This is a genomic window from Paenalicyclobacillus ferrooxydans (assembly GCF_001399675.1).
In the GTDB taxonomy this organism is placed as follows: Bacteria; Bacillota; Bacilli; order Alicyclobacillales; family Alicyclobacillaceae; genus Alicyclobacillus_B; species Alicyclobacillus_B ferrooxydans.
Map to the genome: position 1 here is coordinate 23,894 of NZ_LJCO01000108.1, position 20,752 is coordinate 44,645.

The window sequence follows — 20,752 nt, forward strand, 5'->3', positions numbered from 1 at the left end:
TTAGATTGGAACACGAGCAGTGTGTTTACATTCCTGTCACTGCAGATTCCAAAGACTGTACGTTTCAAGCCCAGTCTTTTTTAGGCCCAGTTTCTAAATCCATCGGAAGGGGTCCTCCTGGACCGTTGTTTCAATGACTTCTACGCCTGTTTGTTCTCGAATCCATCTGGCTGCTTCCGTAAGGACAGGAACCTCGAGGGCAGCGTGCGTTCCGTCAATGATGGACAATCCGTCATGTAGAGCTTCAGCAACAGTATGGTGGTCACAGTCTGACGTGACCAAAACATCTGCCTTTTTGTGAATGGCTTGCTTCGCATATCGGCCACCAGATCCGCCGACTACAGCGATGCGTCGAATCAACCTGTCAGGGTGCCCCGAGAACCGAATGTGCCTAAGCCCCAGTTTGTCTCGAACAATACCCGCAAAATCAGAGAGCTTCATCTCTGTATCCAAGTCTCCAACGCGGCCAAGACCACTTGCCTTCCCCATCAGTTCAAGCGGGTACAGGTCATATGCTACTTCCTCGTAAGGGTGCGCATCAAGCATCGCACGTACAACTCTCTCAACAAGCCCCTCAGGCACAATCGTCTCGAGCCGCACTTCGTCAGCATGCTCTACAGTCCCAGCCTGTCCAATGTACGGGCTGGTTCCTTCCCCAGGAAGAAACGTGCCTATTCCCGGTGTATTGAACGTGCAATGACTGTATGCGCCAATATGCCCTGCACCGGCTGTGCAAACAGCGTCGAGAACTTTCGCATGGCTGTCTTTGGGAACAAACACGACCAGTTTACGAAGTTGCTCATTGCGCGTTCGTTCCAGGATATCGACTCGTTTGAGTCCGAGCATCCTGACAAGCACATCGTTCACTCCGCCACTCGTGATATCCAGGTTCGTGTGTGCGTTGAACACGGTCAAATCAGCTGTAATTGCCTGTGCAAGTGCCTTTCCCCGCGCACTCCCTGTGTCGATGGACGTAACGGGTCGAAAGAGCATTGCGTGGTGCGTCACAAGCATATCCGCCTGCATCGCAACAGCTTCCTCAATAACCTCAGGATACGCATCGAGCGCAACCATCACCCGTCTCACGGGCTTATCGAGCCGGCCAATCTGCAACCCTATCTTATCGCCATCCATCGCGAGTTCAGGTGGAGCAAACTCGTCCATTACTCGTATCACATCTGCGACTGTAATAACTGACACCAAACCCCTCCCTCGATACCGATGTTGCAAATCTTCACCCTTTTGGCCGTTGAGCGCCTAGGTAAGTCATCCGATGCCTCAAGAACCACGACCTGTTCGGTTGATCCACGACTCCATTTCGTGCAGTTGACCCATCAGTTCACGTTTCCGATCCGTTGTTGCGCCCCCTGCGTCACCAGACAGACTTTGCACAATACTTCTCCAATGGACAGCAGCTGACTGAACAACACCAAGGACGACATCATCGTTGTGGCGTGCCAGGTTCATCGGACCAAACTCCAGAGCCAACCAACCGCATCCCTCACGGATATAAGGCTCGTACACCTTATTTGCGGCGGCAGACGTAGACCGTCGGGCCAAGATGAGTTGGTAACTTCGTCCGCCTTCTTCAATCATTCTCTCGTCTGAAATTTCAAATCCATAGTGGATCAGGCTTCTCCGCAACTTCGACCATCCGTTCATCGGCTGTAAGATGAGCGTCTCTAAACTGGTGAGGATCACGGCGCCCTCGTCCAGAATATCAGCCATCGTAGCGCCGCCCATGCCGGCCATGACAACCGTGTCTACTTCACCTTGGTTGACGGCTTTTAGTCCGCTGGCCAGACGCACGTCGATGCGTCCTGCGAGCCCTGCTTCTAAAACGTGACTTTTTGCCGTTTCGTAAGGTCCTCTAGCGACATCTGAAGCAATCACGAAGTCGGCCATCTCTTGCCTGATGAGATAAATCGGCAGAAGTGCGTGGTCGGTTCCCACATCAAGCACACGGGCACCTCGCGGCACCCATGCTGCAATCTTCGCAAGTCTGTCAGACAGCCCCGCGATTACTTGTTCATTCAAAGCACACGTTCCCCTTTGTTACAGCCATATTCGGCTGATGCCCCTATTCAGGCCACACAGACTGCCCACTCACATTGTACTTTGCGCGTGCAAAAACTTCACGCACAGCAGACCGCCATTCCCTTCGGGTAGACGGTGAGGCAAACCCAGTTGCATTCATATCCAACTGTTTCGCAACCGCCAAGGCGCGAGGTAAATGATAGTCACTGGTTACAATGATGGCTGACGTAAATCCATTGCGCTTCATGACGAGCTGACTATTGCGCAGGTTCTCCCAGGTATCGACACTGGTCATCTCTTGCAGGACAACTTCCGGAGGTACACCATTGAGAATCAGAAAACGCTTCATGGAACTGGATTCCGAAACTGTTTCGTCCTCGCCTTTGCCGCCGCTCACGATGAAGTGCTGAACAAACCCAATCCGATACAGATGAAGCGCCGCACGCAGCCTCCCCGTGAGAACGCGTCCGGGTTGGTAGCCGCGTGTATACGCACCGAGAACGATGGCCACGTCGGCTGGCTCCGGACGCGTATGTAAACCTCGTTTTTTCAAAAGTCTCGCAGAGTCTGTCAGGCTCTTGATGACTACGATGCACACCAAGACCAAGGCTCCGATAACCATAAGAATGGTTGTTAGCACTCCGTCACCCCCGACACAGACGGAGTAGACAGTAAGCAGACGACTTACCGCCCGCTCCGCTATATTGTACGGAGGTAAAACGAAATTTAGACATGCTTGTGATGAACTGTTCCCTGCAGGCTGAGATGGTAGTTGGGACTAGCGATGGAAGTCAGCAAGTGCTTCGTAAAACGGGCGTCAGCATCTGCAACGTCCAACTCATGACGCCTGGTTTAGCAGCCGAGTTGACGGGCAATTACCAGTCTCTGAATCTCAGACGTCCCTTCGCCAATTTCAATCAATTTTGCGTCACGCAAATGGCGCTCCACCGGGTACTCCTTCATGTAACCGTTGCCCCCGAGGATTTGAATGGCTTGGTTACAGGTGTCCGTACACATCTCTGAAGCGAACAGTTTCGCATAAGACGCCTCAAGAGTGTACGGTTTACCTTGGTCTTTCAACCATGCAGCCTTAAACACCGCATTACGAGCGAGATCGATATGCATTGCCATGTTGGCGAGCTTATGTTGAATAGCCTGGAAACGCGAAATGGACTGTCCAAACTGATGACGTTGTTTGGCATAGCCGAGGGCGGTCTCAAATGCGGACCGGGCAATGCCTACTGCCAAAGCAGCAATCGCGACGCGTCCACCGTCGAGGGTGGAAAGAAACTGTTTGAACCCTCCGTTCAGAGGCCCAAGCAGGTTCTCCGCAGGGACACGGACATTTTCCAAGATGAGCTCAACGGTGTTCGAGGCACGCATACCCATTTTGTCATAAGGCTTGCTAGTCGAAAAACCTGGTGTATCTGTCGGCACGATGAACGCACTGATACCACGGTTCTCTTTGTCTGTTACAGCTGTCAAGACAACTGTCTTTGCATAGCCGCCATTCGTAATGTAGATCTTGTTCCCATTAATAACCCACTCGTCGCCATCCAACACCGCTGTCGTGCGGGTTCCACCTGCGTCCGACCCAGCGCCTGGCTCCGTCAGCCCGAACGATCCGATGCCTTCTCCAGACGCCAGCGGCGTCAAGTATGTTTGTTTTTGAGCTTCAGTCCCGTACAAGAGCAGAGGCACGCACGCTAGAGACACGTGAGCTTCATAGCTCAGGCCTGTCCCGCCGCAGGCATGCCCAATTTCCTCAACAGCCAAGCAATAGCTGATATTGTCTGCGCCTGCACCACCATACTCTTCCGGAATGGGAAGGCCGAGAAAACCGAGCTTGCCCATCTTTTGAAATACTTCAATAGGGAACCGAGATTCTTTATCCAACTGCGCGGCTAGCGGTGCGATTTCTGCTTCGGCAAACTCACGCACTGCACTCTGGATCATGGCTTGCTCTTTTGTCAACTCGAAGTTCAACAGTATACCCTCCTCCATATTTGCAGTTTCTATTATACCTGCATCTGCGTGCTGCGAAAACGCTTCCACGCAATATGTAAATTTTCTCCTCTCATTCACTACAAATAAAAAAGGCCCGAAGGCCCTCCGTTAGAGGGTCAACCGGGCATGGCGCGGCGATGCCTGGTCGACCATTAGATTCAAATATCTCTTGATGGGAATACCAATTCAATGCACAATCTATTCAAGGAAATCCTTCAATCGTTTGCTGCGACTCGGGTGGCGGAGCTTACGCAGCGCCTTTGCTTCAATCTGACGGATCCGTTCACGCGTCACGCCAAACACCTTGCCGACTTCTTCCAGGGTCCGGGTACGGCCATCGTCGAGTCCAAAGCGTAACCGCAATACGTTCTCTTCCCGCTCGGTAAGCGTGTCGAGAACATCTTCCAATTGCTCCTTAAGCAACTCGTATGCAGCGGCATCGGCTGGTGCAAGAGCTTCATCATCCGGAATAAAGTCACCAAGATGAGAATCGTCTTCTTCGCCAATCGGGGTCTCGAGTGACACAGGTTCCTGAGCAATCTTTTGGATTTCGCGAACTTTATCAGGACTGAGATCCATCTCAGCAGCAATCTCTTCAGCGGTTGGTTCGCGACCCAGTTCCTGAAGCAATTGCCTTGAGATGCGAATCAGTTTGTTAATCGTCTCAACCATATGCACAGGAATACGAATCGTTCGGGCCTGGTCAGCGATTGCACGCGTAATAGCCTGGCGGATCCACCATGTTGCATACGTACTGAACTTGTAGCCTTTACGATAATCAAATTTCTCAACAGCCTTGATGAGACCGAGATTTCCTTCTTGAATCAAGTCGAGGAACAGCATCCCGCGACCGACATACCTTTTTGCAATACTAACCACCAAGCGCAGGTTTGCTTCAGCTAGGCGACGCTTCGCTTCTTCGTCTCCGTCCTCGATCCGCTTTGCGAGCTCGATTTCTTCAGCCGCAGAGAGCAACGGCACACGCCCGATTTCCTTAAGATACATCCGAACCGGGTCACTGATTTTCACCCCAGGTGGCATGCTGAGGTCATTCAGGTCAATCCGCTCATCGTCCTGAGGGCCTTCCTCATCCTCATTCGAATCTGAGTCATCATCCCGTTCATTCAGGATATCAATGCCCAATTCCGAGAGTTGATCGAAAAACTCATCGAGTTGATCGGGATCCAAATCGTGTTTTGCAAGGCGATTGACGATCTCTGTGTATGTCAATGTACCCCGCTTCTTGCCAATGGCCGTCAGCGCGGCCTTATCATCCTGAAGGGTAAGTCCACGTTCTTCGCGGGCTTCTTCCGTTACATCTTTCATTCGTCCCCGCCTCCTTTACCCCGACCAAAGATCACGCATGCGGTGTCTTGAGTCGAGTAATTTCCGTTTGTAAATCCTCCACTTCCTGTCTACACGCCAGCACATGTTCGCTCTCACCAGCAAGCTGTGCCTCTACGAGTTCCTGCAGTTTATTTCTGTACCTGTTTTCAAGTTCCTGCAGTCGCAGTGAACGAACACAATCAGTTAATAACGCCGGATCGAACCCAGCGGCATCTCCCACCGCCAGAGATGCAGCCAGCTTGCGCAACTCAGTATCCTCAAGAGTCTCCACAAATCGCACTGGTGAACCCTCCGGACACTCTGCCCGGTAGGCGTATAAGCGAGCAAGCAGAGCCGTTTGCTGCGCTAAAGGCAACTCCATCACTTCGTGCTCCAACAGCCAATCGTAGGTCTCCGGGTACAGCAATAAACTTTGGAGAATATGATTTCCTGCCCGCACATCTGCTGACACCAGGTTTGGATTAACAACAGCGTTCTGGGCAACAACCTTATGTGTAGTACGGCGTTGTGAATCCTTTGCCAGCATTTTGAGCTCCTGATGCAATGCATCGAGGGACAAGTGAAACTCTTGAGACAGCTTCTGCAATTCCTCGTCACGCTCGATCGGTGACGCTCGCTCACCGAGTACTGTTAACGCCTTACGGATATAAGCCGTGCGACCCGCCGGGCTTTCCAGGTTGGCTTCTCTGCGCAGTCCCTGAATGAGGAACTGAACTTCAGTGAGGGCCTGGACCTGAAACTGTCTGACGAACGCTGGCGCCCCGAACTCCCTGGCGAAGTCATCCGGGTCCATGCCCTCCGGAAATTGCACGACGCGGCACTCCAAGTGTGCGTCCCGGGCCAGGCTTAGCACTTTGTGCGTCGCCCGCTGCCCTGCCTCATCGCCGTCATACGCAACCGTGAGACGGTCCGAATACCGCTTTAACAGCCGAACGTGCTCCTCCGTAAGTGAGGTACCCATACTGGCAACACCAGACTTCAAACCCGCTTGCCATGCCGAAATCACATCCATGTACCCTTCAAAGATGACTGCAGTCTGCGTCTGACGGATGGATCTCTTTGCTGCATGCAGGTTAAACAGAACGCTGCTCTTATGGAACAGAGGCGTTTCTGGTGAGTTCAAATACTTTGGCTTTGCTTCCTTTTGCATCGCCCTGCCGCCGAATGCCACGACCTGTCCCCGACCATCACAAATTGGAATCATGACACGGTTACGAAAGCGATCAACCACTTGATTGCCCAAAGCCACAGCCAAGCCCGAGTCAACCAACAGTTCTGAAGCAAATCCTCGTTTGCGGAGAAAATCGACCAGCCGTCGTTCCGTGTTCGGAGCGAACCCCAGCCGAAACTCAACCATCGTCGTTTTTGAAATTCCTCTGTTTTCCAAATACGTTAGGGCTTGCACACCAGCACTCGAATTCATTAGAATATAGCTATAATATTTGGCTGCAAGCTCATGTGCGTCCCTCATCGCTTGGTATCGATCCGTTTCAGACTGTGACGGCATCGTCTCTTCCAGCGATTCAGGAAGCTGAACGTTAGCTCGTTCAGCAAGGCGTACAACTGTTTCAGTGAACGTCAACCCTTCAATGTCCATAACAAAACGAATCACAGTTCCACCTGCTCCGCACCCGAAACAGTAGTACATCTGGCGTTCGGGTGAAACCGAGAAGGATGGACTTCGTTCGTTGTGAAATGGACACAAGCCAACGTATGAGCGCCCAGAGCGTCGAAGTTGTACATAGTCTCCAACGACGTCAATGATATCGACTCGCTGTCGTAACGTCTCGACAAATTCTTCTGGGATTTGCCTCATCCCATCACCTTCTTGCGCATAGCTCCGTTTTTACTGCAGATATGGGATGGCGTAGAGGTAACAAATCGAGTGTTCCGCTACTAATGAAAAGTATTCTACAAAGAACTTCACTTTCCTCCTTCGTTTCGAAAATCGTGCAGACCAGCCGCCATAGTTCGACAAACGCTCGATTAACCTGATTTGCTCCTGCTTTTTAGAAACAACCTCTAGTATCGACGCGGACAGCCAAATTTATCCTCACGATCTTCCTTGCATTCAAGTGTATGGGTTTTTGTCAACCCTTATGATGAAGAAAATCACGAAAATTTTTCTAGGCTGAAAACATTCGGGAGACCCTTTTGCGTGGTCTCCCGAATTTCACTGATAAACCGTTCATCCTTCGCATTTCTTGATTATATTAACGTCATGTCGACATTGCCTCCGCATAACACCTGGTCTAAACGAACCTTTAGTGAGTAACGCTTGCGACACTGTTAGTGCGGGACTGCGCTTGCTTTAGGGCAGCCTGCGCTGCCGCAAGCCGAGCGAGCGGAACTCGGAACGGAGAACAGCTGACGTAATCCAGCCCCGTCTCGTCGCAGAACGCAATGGAACGCTTCTCGCCCCCATGCTCACCGCAAATACCCACTTTCAAATTCGGACGAGTCCTCCGTCCGCCTTCTGTGCCCATCGCCACGAGCTGTCCAACTCCGTCTGCATCGAGAACCTGGAATGGGTTTTGTGGTAAGATGCCGCCGTCCACGTACTGATGGAGAAATTTTCCTTCCGCATCATCGCGGCTGTAACCAAATGTGGTCTGTGTCAAGTCATTGGTGCCGAAGGAGAAAAATTCCGCCTCCTTGGCAATTTCCGCGGCTGTCAGTGCTGCCCTTGGCACTTCAATCATCGTGCCTACAGGGCAATTGATGGAGAATCCGGTTTCTCCCTCAACAGCTTGACGGACTTCCTCGACCATCTTGCGCATTCGATGCAGTTCTTCGACGTGTCCAACGAGCGGAATCATAATCTCCGGCTTCGGAGTGTACCCGTGTTGCTGAAGCTCTGCTGTCGCCTGGAATATGGCACGAACCTGCATTTCGTACACCTCGGGATGGGTCAGCCCGAGTCTACAACCGCGATGGCCAAGCATTGGGTTTTGTTCGTGTAATTCGCGAACCCGGCGCAACATCTGTGTGGCAGCACTGAGGTCGCTCTGCGTTTCTTCGTTGTCCAGATCCCAAGCTGACCGTTCCCGCAGCATCGCTTCTCTGGCGATGAGTTTTTCGAGATTGGGTAAAAACTCATGTAACGGTGGGTCAAGCAGGCGGATGGTGACGGGAAGCCCATCCATCGCCTGTAAGATACCGTAGAAATCCCCTTGTTGCATCGGCAGCAACTGGTCGAGCGCATCCTGTCTGTCGATCGGGGTCTCAGCGAGGATCATCTGTTGCACAACAGGCACTCGGTCTGCCGCCATGAACATGTGCTCAGTCCGACAAAGTCCGACCCCGCCAGCGCCAAATTGCCGCGACTTCAGTGCATCCTCTGGCGTATCTGCGTTCGCACGTACGCCGAGTCGACGAATCCCATCCGCCCAATCGAGCAATTGGTTCAATTCCTCGGACAACTCTGGCTGCGTCAATGGAACGTCGCCCACAATCACTCGTCCGGTGCCGCCGTCAATCGACAACAGATCGCCCTCTCGAAGCACAGTCTCGCCAACTCGAAGCATCTTCGAAACGGTGTCAATTTGAAGCGAATCGCAGCCACAGATACAGGGTTTGCCCATGCCGCGGGCAACAACCGCTGCGTGACTCGTCATACCGCCACGGCTCGTCAGAATGCCCTCTGCCGCGAGGATGCCATGGATATCTTCCGGTGTGGTTTCCGCCCGTACCAAAAGTACACGTTCTCCGCTTTGCGCCCTCGTCTCGGCATCGTCCGCAGTAAAGGTGATAACCCCTGATGCGGCGCCCGGTGACGCAGGAAGTCCGGTTGCGATGACTTGCACCTTGGCATTCGGATCGAGGCGTGGGTGAAGCAGTTGATCGAGTTGATCCGGATCGACCCGCGACACTGCCGTTGCCCTGTCGATGACGCCTTCTTCGACGAGAGCCACCGCGATTTTGACCGCTGCCTCGGCGGTGCGCTTAGCTGTCCGCGTCTGCAACAAGTAGAGGTGTCCCTGCTGAATGGTAAACTCAATATCCTGCACGTCTTTGTAGTGCTGCTCAAGAGTGTTGCACAATTCAATAAATTGATGATATACCTCGGGCATTTCATCACGTAAGTGGGCAATCGGCTGCGGGGTGCGAATCCCTGCCACCACATCTTCACCTTGCGCATTGATGAGGTATTCGCCAAACACGCCTCGCGCTCCGGTGGACGGATTTCGCGTAAACGCCACGCCCGTACCGGAATCATCACCGAGGTTCCCAAACACCATGGTTTGAACATTGACCGCGGTTCCAAGGCTGTCCGGAATCTCATGAACTTTGCGATACACCTTTGCACGTGGATTGTCCCACGACGAGAACACCGCACCGATGGCCATAAACAGTTGAGTGAACGGGTCTTCCGGAAATGCTTCACCTGTCTCTCGTTCCACAAGCACCTTGTAGCGACTGATAACTTGCGCCAAATCATCCGCAGTGAGTTCCTGATCAGTCTTCACACCGGCAATCGACTTCACGTCGTCGAGTATCTGCTCAAACCGAATGCTGTGAATTCCGAGCACGACGTCACCAAACATCTGAATGAACCGACGATGGCAATCCAGCGCGAATCTGCGATTGCCCATTTCCTCTGCCAATGCCTCGACAGTGTGGTCATTCAAACCGAGGTTGAGCACTGTATCCATCATGCCAGGCATGGAGATGGGAGCACCTGAACGCACCGACACCAGCAACGGTGGGTTTCCGCCGAACTTGCGGCCGACAGTCTCTTCAACACGTGCGATGGCGTCAATCACCTGCTGTTTCATTTCCTCTGTCAGCTGGTTTACTTTTTGATAGGCATGACAGGCTGATGTCGGTATGGTAAACCCAGGAGGCACAGGAAGGCCCACTCGGGTCATCTCTGCAAGGTTCGCGCCTTTTCCGCCAAGTACGTACTTGTCTGGCTCTGCTGCTTGATCAAAACCGTACACCCATACTGTTGTCATTTTGCGTTCCCCCTTTTGGCTACGAACTCGAGGACCACACCGGCGGTCTCCTCGACAGCCTTGTCACTGACATCGATACAAGGGCAGCCGAGACGCTTCATCACCGATTCCGCGTGCTCCAGCTCAAGCAAGATGCGTTCGTGACTTGCATAAGTCGCCTCCCCGGTCAGACCGAGTGATTTTAAGCGTTCCTTGCGGATCATATTTAATTTGTCCGGCCGAATCGTCAGGCCGATGACCTTGCGTTTGTCTCGCAGTCGGAAAAGCTGTTCTGGTGGCGACACCTCTGGAACAAGAGGTACGTTTGCCACCTTCAGTCCCCGATGAGCGAGGTACATCGAGAGCGGGGTTTTGGATGTGCGAGAGACTCCAATTAACACAATGTCCGCGCGTTCAAGCCCTCTGGCGTCGCGGCCATCATCGTACTTAACGGCAAACTCAATCGCCTCAACGCGCTTGAAATAATCCTCATCCAGTTGGTGCACCAACCCCGCCTTATGGGCTGGCGGCCTGCCGAGGACCTGTGCAAACACATCCAGGACAGGTCCCATGATATCGATAGCCTGTACCCCTAACTGACGAGACTTTTGCACGAGATACTCCCGCAGTTCGGGAATTACAACCGTAAAGGCGATAATGGCATTTTCCTCTTTCGCACTTTGCACAACTTCGTCGAGAACGGTGTTCTCATGAACGTATGAGACGCGCCGAAGCTCGACGTGCCCACCGTCAAATTGGCTAGCTGCAGCTCGGACTACGAACTCTGCGGTTTCCCCGACCGAGTCTGAGACGATGTAGACGATTGGTGTGCTCAACATGCTGCTGAACCCTCCTCTATGTAATGCCGCCTGCGGCATCGGTATCAGACCTCGCGATACTGTCCAAGCTCGACAAACGCACGTGTAATGGTTGTCTTGCTGACGCGACCGACAACTTCTACATTCGTCCCGGCAGCAGACTTTGTCGGTATGACAGGCAGCGAATCGACCTGATGCCGCATCATCAGCACCGCAGCATCGTATAAGGACGCCTCGGAGCTGACCGTTACCACGTTGGGCAGGCGAGTCATAGCCAGATTGACAGGGATTTCGTGAATGTTTCCACCGCCGATAGCCACTTTCAACAGGTCTTTCCGGGAGACGACTCCCTGCAAATATCGTTCCTTCAGGACAATCAGACTGCCTACGTCCTCCATGAACATGGTCACAGTCGCATCGTAAACAGAGATGGTCTCTTGAACCGCGATAGGGACAGACTGGTAGTCTGAAATCCGCATTCTCGAAAGCACATCGCCAAATAAATCCGCATTCTTTTTCCCACTGTAGAAGTATCCAACACGAGGCCGCGCTTCCACAAAGCCGGCCATCGTCAGGATGGACAAATCCGGCCGAAGTGTAGCTCTTGTGAGAGACAACATCTCTGCGATCCGTTCTCCTGTAATGGGCCCATGGCTCTTCACAATGTCGATGATGGTTTCTTGCCTTTTTGTGAGTTCGATGGGAATCACCCCCGTCCATTGTGACATACTAATGATGTATTGTGCCATAATCAATATATCATATTTCGTGAACTGTGAATATGCGCATGAAAAAAGCGGAACCCGTGCCTCTCGGCTGCGAGTTCCGTCTTTCTTCGTATTCTATTCTGTTGTGATTGTCTCGCCTAAAGTCTCGTAATCGACAGCGTTCGGCCATGACAGTTCGACCCTCGCCATTACACCCACAAGCGGCCTAGTCAGTCCAAAGTGCATCAATGCTGTCGACAAATTCTCTGGACTTCAGTGAGAGGCCCCCGTAATCAGCGAGTTGATAACGGAGGACATTTCGAATCACCTCAGCTGTGTTCGGACTCAGCCGAATTTGCCCGATCCGTTCCCAAGGCAGGTTGCGGAACTGTGCCAATACCTTCGGCACCGAGGAGGGGACGGGAAATGCCCCCCGTCGACCAGCGTGAAACGACCCTTGAACGGATTGTTGTTCTAACTCAACTTGGCAACTCGGGCACAGGAAGCCGCCCTCCCCAGGAGCATAAAAGACTGTTTCCTGAGCCAATTCGGTATGACACCGTACGCATTGGTTCCAAATCGGGCTGGCACCGAGAAGATGCAACACCTTTGTTTCCCAAATGCGTGCGACAATCTGTGGATTATCCCGGCCGTCGCGCAGCCTGTCGAGAGCAGCACTAAACCATCGATAGACTGCTTCACTCCCATTTGGGCGTTCCTCCCCAACAGCAGCCACCAGCTCAGAGAAATAGGCCGCGTAAGCAGCGAGATCGAGCTGCTCACGAAGTTTTCGATACGCATCCACAACCTCGAGTTGTTGGATGTTTCCCATGCCGCGGCCTTGATACAAGGTATACACAGCCTTTACGCAAAGCTGAACACCACCAGCTAGACGACTTTGCGGCTTTTTGGCACCCCGCGCCATAGCGGCTATCGTTCCGCTTGGTGTCAGCAGCGTAACAATTGCATTGGTTTCGCCATAAGGGATGGCCCGGATTACAATGCCTTCCGTATTGTACAGCAATGCCTAGACCACTCCCAGATTGGCGGCGGCACCCGTTCAGGTCTCGTCTACGTCCACATCCGTTGATTGTCCATCTTGCAGGTCTGTTCCATCCACAACACTCTCGTGTCGTTTGTACAGCAGATATGCGTCGATGTCACCTGTTAAGGTGAAGTAGCGCCATGAAAACTCCCGCACCGAAATCATCCCCTCTGAAGAAGACTTACTTTCAGCTGCGTGGTGTCTAGGGGTGCCTCACCATATAGAGTCCCGCTGCCCAGTATCGATATACTATGAATCAAGTGGTATTTACGTCTGGAGGATCGCCTCAGCGTTCCTCGTGAAAGCCAAAACGATGCAGTAAACTGGGGTCGTTGCGCCAGTCCTTCTTCACCTTGACCCATAGTTCCAGGTAAACCTTGTTGCCAAGCAATGCTTCTAGCTCCTGCCGAGCCATCTGCCCGACCTTTTTCAGCATTGCGCCCCGCTTGCCAATCAGTATTCCTTTCTGGCTGTCGCGTTCGGTGTAAATGATGGCGTGTGCATAAACAACTCCAGACGTATCACGCCGTTCCAGTTGCTCGATGTCCACCATGACGGAGTGTGGAACTTCCTCCTGTGTCAGACGAAGCACCTTTTCGCGGATGACTTCGGAGATGATGAACTGTTCGGGATGATCGGTCACCATATCCCTCGGGTAATACTGGGGTCCCTCGGGCAAGTATTTCACGAGCGCTTTTTTTAGAACATCCAGTTGAGTCCCATCCTTAGCCGAAACAGGAATCATTTCCGCGAAAGGGTATTGTTTAAGCAACGCATCCATCATGACAAGGACGCCGGGTTTTTCCACGGCGTCAACTTTATTCAGAATGCATACAACGGGAGTTTCCACAGCCTTCAGACGCTCAATGATATATGCATCGCCAGAGTGGTTGGGCTCAGTCACATCGCAGACCCAGCATACGACATCTACTTCTTTGAGTGTACTTTCCGCAGTTTCGACCATAAATTCTCCGAGTCGATGTTTGGGTTTGTGTATGCCAGGTGTATCGATGAATACAACCTGCGCATCGTCAGTCGTGAGCACCCCTCTGATCTGGTTTCTGGTCGTCTGGGGACGATGGGACATGATCGCGATTTTTTGCCCAACCAACGCATTCATGAGCGTGGACTTTCCCACATTTGGGCGGCCAACCAGGGCCACGAAACCGGATCGAAAGGTGGTTTCATTTTCTGTTTTCGTCATGTGCGATTCCTCCTTTCCAAGCCAAGACTTATCCCGCCCCACAGGACGAGAGTAACAAGCGTGATCAAACTTTCTATCGCACCAAGAATGTTGTGCATTGAGAACAGATAAAAGTGCCATTTCCAAGTGGCCGCGCCGAGCAACACTGCCACTGCTAGGGCCCCAGTGCTCGAAACGAGAACAGCACCGGCTGCCGCATCTTTGGCCCATTTGGCAAATTCGTGATATCCGCCTTCCGTCACCAGGTCTGTGAGATGTTCAATTGCTGTATTGATAAGCTCAATTGACATCACAACGGCAATGGTGACGATGGACAGCGTCACGAGCCAAAGAGCGGGTCGCACGCAGAGATTCCAAACAAGGACAGCCATACCGGCTGTCCAATGTATCCGGAGATTGCGCTGAAGTCGGAGACTGCGAACGGCGCCCTGCTTCGCGAAGACGAACGCTGAGAACAAGCTTTTACGCCATTTTACAGCTTCTCGCTCGAGATTCTCATCCGTCTCGATGCCAGACCGCCGCACCTGCGAATCACTCCTCGTTTGGGACGCTGAAATGGGCGTCTCGGCGGAGGCCGACGTCCGCTAACACAAGTTCCTGCAGCCGGGTCATCTCAGCTTCTGACGCTTCATCTTGATGGTCGTAACCGAGCAGGTGCAAAAATCCGTGAACCATCAAAAACCCAATCTCACGTTCTGCGGAGTGGCCGTATTCTTCTGCCTGCCGCAACGCTGTCGGTACACTGATCACGATGTCACCGAGCGGCTCGAACTCAAGCTCGTCCAGTTCCATCAAATCGTCTTCATCCTCACCCTCGCGCAAAGCGAAGGATAAAACGTCGGTAGGTCTGTCGACATCCCGATACGCCTTGTTCAGTTCATGGATCTCTTCGTCCGTCACGAGAGAAACAGACACTTCTCCAGACACCTCGAGCGCACGAGCCGCTGCCTGCAGAACCTTTTCCACGAACGCCTCATCGACACGGAGATGTTCGGGAAGTTCGCAGCGAATATCGAGATCGACCTCTACGCGTTCAGTCATTTAGCGACTTCCTTTCGAATTTTGTCCGGATCCGGATATTCAATCCGGGAATGATAGATCCCCTTTAAGGTTTTCATAAAGGCACCAACCATTGCATCCAAGTCCTGCAAGGTCAGGTCGCATTCGTCCAATTGGCCGTCTTGCAAACGGTCACGAATGATCTTCCGAATTACGCCTTCAATCCGCCCTGGGGTCGGTTTCGACATGCTGCGGACGGCGGCTTCGACCGCATCGCAGATCATTAAAATGGCGTTCTCGCGCGTCTTCGGTTTCGGTCCAGGATAGCGGTAATCGTCGACGTGAACCGATCCGTTTTTATCCTGCTCCCTCGCCTTGTTGTAAAAGTACCACAGAATGGTGGTGCCATGATGTGTCGCACAAATGTCCCGAATCGGCTTTGGCAGCCCGGCCTTTTCGAGCATCTCGAGACCGTCCGTCACATGTGACGTAATAATCAGGTGACTGAGGCTTGGCGCAATCTTGTCATGCGGATTTTCCTTCGTCATCTGATTCTCCACGAAAAAGGCAGGGCGGCGCATCTTACCAACGTCGTGGTAATAAGCGCCGACGCGGCAGATGAGCGGATCGGCCCCCACAATTTCCGCTGCAGCTTCGGCCAAATTGCCGACGATCAGGCTGTGATGATAGGTGCCTGGCGCCTCCATCAACAACTTTTTCAGCAAAGGATTCCCTGGATTCGAGAGCTCAAGCAAACGGATCGGTGTGAGCAGTCCGAATGAGTTTTCGAAAAACGGTAGAATGCCCATAGTTAAAATAGCGCTCACCAAACCATTGAGTCCCCCGATACCGAGGTGCACCCACAATGAGTGCAGATTTGTTGTCCTTGCAGGCAGGAGCAACTGCATGGCGAGAATGGCCACGATGTTCATCATCGACACAAGAAAGCCTGCGCGCATGAATGTCCCGCGGTGTGTGACTCGTTCCACACTGTATCCGCCGACGAGCGATGCGACAACCCCGATGAATGTGAACCAGAAATCGTACCCCATCGCAGCCCCAAACAACAAAGACAGGAAAAAACTTGTCACGACGGCAAGTGACGCATCGACGAGGACTGTAATCAACATGGCCCCCATTGAGATGGGCATCAAGTACGCTGCCGACGACGGTCCCCCACCGTTAATAATGTCCTTCGTCACTAAAATCAAAATGGACATTAGAGCGAGAATCAAGATCAAGATTAATAAAAGCAGATTGTCGATGCGACGCCGGGATGGCCGGTGTTCAATATAGACTCGAAGCAAGCCGACGGCAATCAACATGAACAGAGCAAACCCAATCAAGATGCTGTAATCGGGATGCGTTCCGTACAACCCGACATCCTTCAATTCCGAAAGCACCGTGGAAGTAATGACACCGCTCTTCGAAACGATAACATCACCCTGATGGATGTACACGTCTGGCGTTTCATTGGCCGCTTGCTGCCGCTTCTGCGTCGTCTCTTGCGTCTGTTCCTTCAGGTTCGGTTGCAGTACATGCGTAACGACATCCTGAACGACAAGGCGTGAAACGTTGTCCAAGTTGTCACCGAGCATTGCCTGATCCACAAGCAACGACGCTTGGCTCATCGACTCTGACGTAAATTCGGTGCTGAGCAGGTTTGAAATAATGCTGTCAGACACCTGCTTAACGTTCAGAATTTGCTGCGGGTCCATGGTAAGCAAAACTTGCAAGGTTGAAGCAGATACCTTTGGCGGCGCATAAAGCTTCAGTTGATTAAAGGTTGATGTCGAAGACAAAGACGGATTGCCGACAAGTTGGATAGCCTTATCGTACAAGGTATCCGCCTCTGCCTTTGCATTAATTTCCTTGGTTGGATCTAACGTGAAGATAGGCTGTACCGCCGCCATGGCGGCCTGTTTCGCCTTGTTTGTCGCAAATGTGTTCACAGCTGTAATAGGTGCCCGAATCGTGAGAGGGCTTGTCTCATTGACTCGAAAGTCGTAGGTTGGCGGCAAGACGGTCCCAATCAACACGATATATAATACGACACCAAGTGCCACATACAGTCCGTGACGTATCCGCTTATTCTCTCGAAACTTCTCGTCATCCAAAAACTGTCGAATGGCGAGCATCCACTTTGACCACATAGGTAAAGATCCCTTCGTCTATCAGGATTGCAGAGGGTTCGAGCTCGCATTCTGTTTGTCGTACGCTTCGATGATCTTCTGTACGAGGTGATGACGAACCACGTCAGCCCCTGTGAAATAGTGAAACTTGATTCCGGGAATCGCGGTAAGAATTTGTGCAGCTTGGATAAGGCCAGATGGACGGCCTCGTGGTAAGTCAATCTGTGTGACATCACCTGTAATCACCATTTTGGAGCCGAATCCAAGTCGCGTCAGAAACATTTTCATCTGTTCAGCCGTTGTATTTTGCGCTTCATCAAGAATCACAAATGAGTCGTCGAGCGTACGCCCACGCATGTAAGCGAGCGGGGCGATCTCAATGTTGCCGCGTTCCAATGCTCTCGCAACCTGTTCAGCACCGTACATGTCGTACAGGGCGTCGTAGATGGGACGCAGATACGGATCAACCTTCTCCTGCAAGTCTCCTGGTAAAAAGCCAAGATTCTCCCCCGCCTCAACGGCTGGTCGAGTCAGTACAATCCGTTTCACATCGCCGCGTTTCAACGCCATGACGGCCATGGCTACAGCGAGATATGTCTTACCGGTTCCAGCAGGGCCAATCCCGAATACAACGTCATGCTTTCTGATGGCATCAATATAGCGCCGCTGCCCGAGGGTTTTTACCCGAATCGGCTTACCGCGCATGGTGACAGCGATCTCTTCCGTGTACAAAGGAACAAGTTCGTCAATCTCACCTTGTTTCGCCATTTCAATGGCATATCGATAGTCGCCTTCAGACAAATGTACGCCAAGCTGCGCCAACTGTGTAACAGCGCGCAAAACGGCGTACATTTCGTTGACCGCCTCTTCTGTTCCGGTGAGGCTCACTTCGGTTCCGCGCGTGGTGACCTTTGACGCGAACGCGTCATCTAACAAACACAACAGCGCATCGTTCGGCCCAAGCACTGCTACAGCCTCATCATTGTTTGCAAATGACCATTTTCGAACGATGATGTCTTGCGCCAAAAGGGCACCCACTCCTTAGTTGGATTGCATGCATTTTATGCTTTATTACCTCGTCAAGATTGCGTAATTCAGCGCTTCAATAATTCATTCTCGTGCGTCATCACTGCGTCATTCTAGTGCGTCAGGATCGCACAATTGATGGCATCAATGCTACGTCGCTTCGTCAGGATTGCGTAATTCACCGCTTCAATGCTTCGTCAGGATTGCTCAGTTCATGTCATCATTGCTTCGTCAGGATTGCGTCTTGCCCGGTTCGGTCGTTTGCGGCGCCGGAATCGGGGCAGCGGTACCAATATCCTCTTCGGTCCGCGTCAAGATGGTTGCATATAGCTTACCATGGGCAACTTCTGTATGTAAAACAGTTTGCCCCAGAATCGTTCGGTCTTGCCCAGGTTTGGTAAGCACGTCCTGCCGCGCCAGCGCCAGCGCGGTCGCAGTGGCAGCATCTGTTGATTTTGTCACATCAGCTCGAGTTGATTCATAGCGGGTCACTTGTCGCCACACAACAGGGAGCTCATGGTTCCACAGCTTCCATCTCGTATCAACCTCTTCGTCATAATACGCTGGATAATTCGGATTGCGCCAACCCCAAACGCGAAGGTTCCACGATCCAATTTGCAGTGTATCAAACTTTACAGCCTGACCCGTCAACTCGTTTTGATTGACATGAAGGGGTACTTCCACCTCCGACCGGTACCACACCTCTGCCAGAACAACGCCTGACGCAGGAACTTCTTTTGAGCCCTCCCCAAGCGCCCCTGAAATCAGAAGTGTCCCCGGTTGAACTGTTTGCCCCGGAACAACCTTGACGACGCCTCGTGTGGCGAGGACTCTTCGAATGACAGCAGGTCGAGCCGCCACAATATTATGCGGGTTGTCCTGTGAAGCAGCCACGCCCGATATCTTCTTAAGTGCCTGAATTCGAACTTCGGTGCCAACGACGTTGACGCCAATCCACATCATGTTTGGCAAGTGATCGAGCAGTATGGCTTGCATTTGATTAACATCAGGCAGTGTCTGTTTCAAGGCACCTTGATACACGCCGATCTGGCGCGCGGCATGTGCTATGGCAGCGGCGTCTTCGGGATCGACACCTGTCACTTGAACGCGCCAAACCACAGACTGGCAAGCAAAGAGAATGACAAAGAAGAGTGCGACGCCCACGGCCATACTCTTTCTGTGCCGCAAGCTCCAGAGAAAAAAGGGGAGCCCAGCCTTCCGAATGTACTCGATCTCGACCCCATACTCGTCGCAGACGCGACGTACTGCATCCCAATCGGATCGGGAAAAGCCCGCTCTGCATACGTCACCATGGACTCTCAGTTCGTAAAGTGGGACACCGGACTGAGTCAGGGTGCGCACGACATCACTCACCCTAACGCCACGAAATTCAGTGTACAGATACCCCAAAAACACATGCTCGACCCTCGGGACAAACTTCATTTGGCCTGCCCCCCAACCGGTTGATACGTTAATTTGTGCACTTCTCCCTCAACGTGGATCTCGCGCCTCATCACCATCGTTACAACAAAGTCCCGACCCTCTATCATCAATCGTTGTGAAGGAAGTTCAATCTCAATCAAGTTTTCCGCAACGCGCACGAGCTCTGTTGCGTTCTCGACAATCACTTTGCGTCCATCCAGGCAAGTCACCCTGGCTACGTTTAACAGGGCATCTGGCGGTAACCCCAGCCAGTCTGTCGTTGCTTGTGACAGACGTTGTTTCCACGAACTCATGACCGTCCCTCCTTACCCTTCCGGCGGGCGGGCTGCCCAGTGTCGACCGTCTCATCTCGTCTCAAAGGCCAGGCCTGCCGCAACTGGGGTGCCCAACTGGGGTGCCCAACTGGGGTGCCCAACTGGGGTGCCCAACTGGGTGGATGCTGACGGACCTGTCCGATAGAGACATTCAGTCCATTCATATGATGCTGGACGGGCAACTAGTACCGTGGAGAGTGTCGAGAGGCCGGAAGGAAGGAGTGATCGGGGTGTCTTGACCGCCCCGGCAGCCTACCGAAGAAGCCAATAGCGACTTATGTGGGGCTGACCGACTAAGCTTAGTCGGTTCCAGCCTCTTAATCGGGTCCGACAGGCTTGCTTAGTCGCTGTGACCGACTAAGGCCGAGCCCTGGTCGCCTCCGGGAGCCGGTTAAGTCGCCCAGACCGACTAAAGCTGGGCCCACCGCCATAGCTTAGTCGGTCTCAGCCTCTTAATCGGGTCAAACTGGCTTGCTTAGTCGCTGCCACCGACTAAGACCCAGCCATGGTCGCCTCCGATGCCCTGTTAAGTCGCCCAGACCGACTAAAGCTGGGCCCACCGCCATAGCTTAGTCGGTCTCAGCCTCTTAATCGGGTCAAACTGGCTTGCTTAGTCGCTGCCACCGACTAAGACCCAGCCCTAGCCGCCTCCGATGCCCTGTTAAGTCGCTGTGACCGACTAAAGCTGGGCCCACCGCCATAGCTTAGTCGGTCTCAGCCTCTTAATCGGGTCAAA

18 protein-coding genes are annotated in these 20,752 nt (G+C 52.6%); all 18 read right to left on the reverse strand.

What is annotated here, in order from left to right; translation table 11 throughout:
• Positions 1-93: 93 nt before the first annotated feature.
• Positions 94-1,200 (reverse strand): Nif3-like dinuclear metal center hexameric protein, encoded by a 1,107-nt coding sequence (locus AN477_RS23255; protein WP_054971560.1) that lies wholly within the window; start codon positions 1,198-1,200, stop codon positions 94-96.
• Positions 1,201-1,278: 78 nt separating this feature from the next.
• Positions 1,279-2,037, reverse strand: coding sequence for a tRNA (adenine(22)-N(1))-methyltransferase (locus tag AN477_RS23260; RefSeq protein WP_054971561.1), 759 nt, complete (start codon positions 2,035-2,037; stop codon positions 1,279-1,281).
• A 43-nt stretch (positions 2,038-2,080) separates the two neighbouring features.
• Entirely contained in the window at positions 2,081-2,677 is a 597-nt protein-coding gene (locus tag AN477_RS23265) for a YdcF family protein (RefSeq protein ID WP_054971562.1), read from the reverse strand.
• A gap of 212 nt (positions 2,678-2,889) precedes the next feature.
• On the reverse strand, positions 2,890-4,023 hold the full coding sequence (locus tag AN477_RS23270) for an acyl-CoA dehydrogenase (RefSeq protein WP_054971563.1): 1,134 nt from the start codon (positions 4,021-4,023) through the stop codon (positions 2,890-2,892).
• Between the two features lie 219 nt (positions 4,024-4,242).
• Positions 4,243-5,370 (reverse strand): RNA polymerase sigma factor RpoD, encoded by a 1,128-nt coding sequence (gene rpoD / locus AN477_RS23275; RefSeq protein WP_054971564.1) that lies wholly within the window; start codon positions 5,368-5,370, stop codon positions 4,243-4,245.
• A 31-nt stretch (positions 5,371-5,401) separates the two neighbouring features.
• Complete coding sequence (gene dnaG, locus AN477_RS23280) at positions 5,402-7,207, reverse strand: DNA primase (protein WP_054971565.1); 1,806 nt, start codon at positions 7,205-7,207, stop codon at positions 5,402-5,404.
• Between the two features lie 448 nt (positions 7,208-7,655).
• Complete coding sequence (ppdK, locus tag AN477_RS23285; RefSeq protein WP_054971566.1) at positions 7,656-10,349, reverse strand: pyruvate, phosphate dikinase; 2,694 nt, start codon at positions 10,347-10,349, stop codon at positions 7,656-7,658.
• Positions 10,346-11,167, reverse strand: coding sequence for a pyruvate, water dikinase regulatory protein (locus AN477_RS23290; protein ID WP_083486610.1), 822 nt, complete (start codon positions 11,165-11,167; stop codon positions 10,346-10,348). Before AN477_RS23290 ends, ppdK begins: the two co-directional genes overlap by 4 nt.
• A gap of 44 nt (positions 11,168-11,211) precedes the next feature.
• The gene (gene ccpN / locus AN477_RS23295) at positions 11,212-11,895 is read right to left on the reverse strand and encodes a transcriptional regulator CcpN (RefSeq protein WP_245631946.1); all 684 of its coding nucleotides are present in this window, start codon (positions 11,893-11,895) and stop codon (positions 11,212-11,214) included.
• Positions 11,896-12,079: 184 nt separating this feature from the next.
• Positions 12,080-12,877 carry a DNA repair protein RecO gene (gene recO, locus AN477_RS23300; protein ID WP_054971568.1) on the reverse strand — a complete coding sequence of 266 codons (798 nt, stop codon included), beginning with the start codon at positions 12,875-12,877 and terminating at the stop codon, positions 12,080-12,082.
• A 36-nt stretch (positions 12,878-12,913) separates the two neighbouring features.
• Positions 12,914-13,054 carry a YqzL family protein gene (locus AN477_RS24075; RefSeq protein ID WP_157062145.1) on the reverse strand — a complete coding sequence of 47 codons (141 nt, stop codon included), beginning with the start codon at positions 13,052-13,054 and terminating at the stop codon, positions 12,914-12,916.
• A 130-nt stretch (positions 13,055-13,184) separates the two neighbouring features.
• Positions 13,185-14,102, reverse strand: coding sequence for a GTPase Era (gene era / locus AN477_RS23305; protein ID WP_054971569.1), 918 nt, complete (start codon positions 14,100-14,102; stop codon positions 13,185-13,187).
• Positions 14,099-14,626: a diacylglycerol kinase family protein gene (locus tag AN477_RS23310; protein ID WP_054971570.1), complete on the reverse strand. Its 528-nt coding sequence runs from the start codon at positions 14,624-14,626 to the stop codon at positions 14,099-14,101. The genes era and AN477_RS23310 overlap by 4 nt, the downstream gene beginning before the upstream one ends.
• 7 nt (positions 14,627-14,633) lie before the next feature.
• On the reverse strand, positions 14,634-15,143 hold the full coding sequence (ybeY, locus tag AN477_RS23315; protein WP_083486613.1) for an rRNA maturation RNase YbeY: 510 nt from the start codon (positions 15,141-15,143) through the stop codon (positions 14,634-14,636).
• Entirely contained in the window at positions 15,140-17,254 is a 2,115-nt protein-coding gene (locus AN477_RS23320) for an HD family phosphohydrolase (RefSeq protein ID WP_054971571.1), read from the reverse strand. Before AN477_RS23320 ends, ybeY begins: the two co-directional genes overlap by 4 nt.
• 21 nt (positions 17,255-17,275) lie before the next feature.
• Positions 17,276-18,259, reverse strand: coding sequence for a PhoH family protein (locus AN477_RS23325; protein WP_054971572.1), 984 nt, complete (start codon positions 18,257-18,259; stop codon positions 17,276-17,278).
• A 231-nt stretch (positions 18,260-18,490) separates the two neighbouring features.
• Complete coding sequence (locus AN477_RS23330; protein ID WP_054971573.1) at positions 18,491-19,702, reverse strand: sporulation protein YqfD; 1,212 nt, start codon at positions 19,700-19,702, stop codon at positions 18,491-18,493.
• Positions 19,699-19,995, reverse strand: a complete 297-nt coding sequence (locus tag AN477_RS23335; RefSeq protein ID WP_054971574.1) for a YabP/YqfC family sporulation protein — start codon at positions 19,993-19,995, stop codon at positions 19,699-19,701. Before AN477_RS23335 ends, AN477_RS23330 begins: the two co-directional genes overlap by 4 nt.
• Positions 19,996-20,752: the final 757 nt, after the last annotated feature.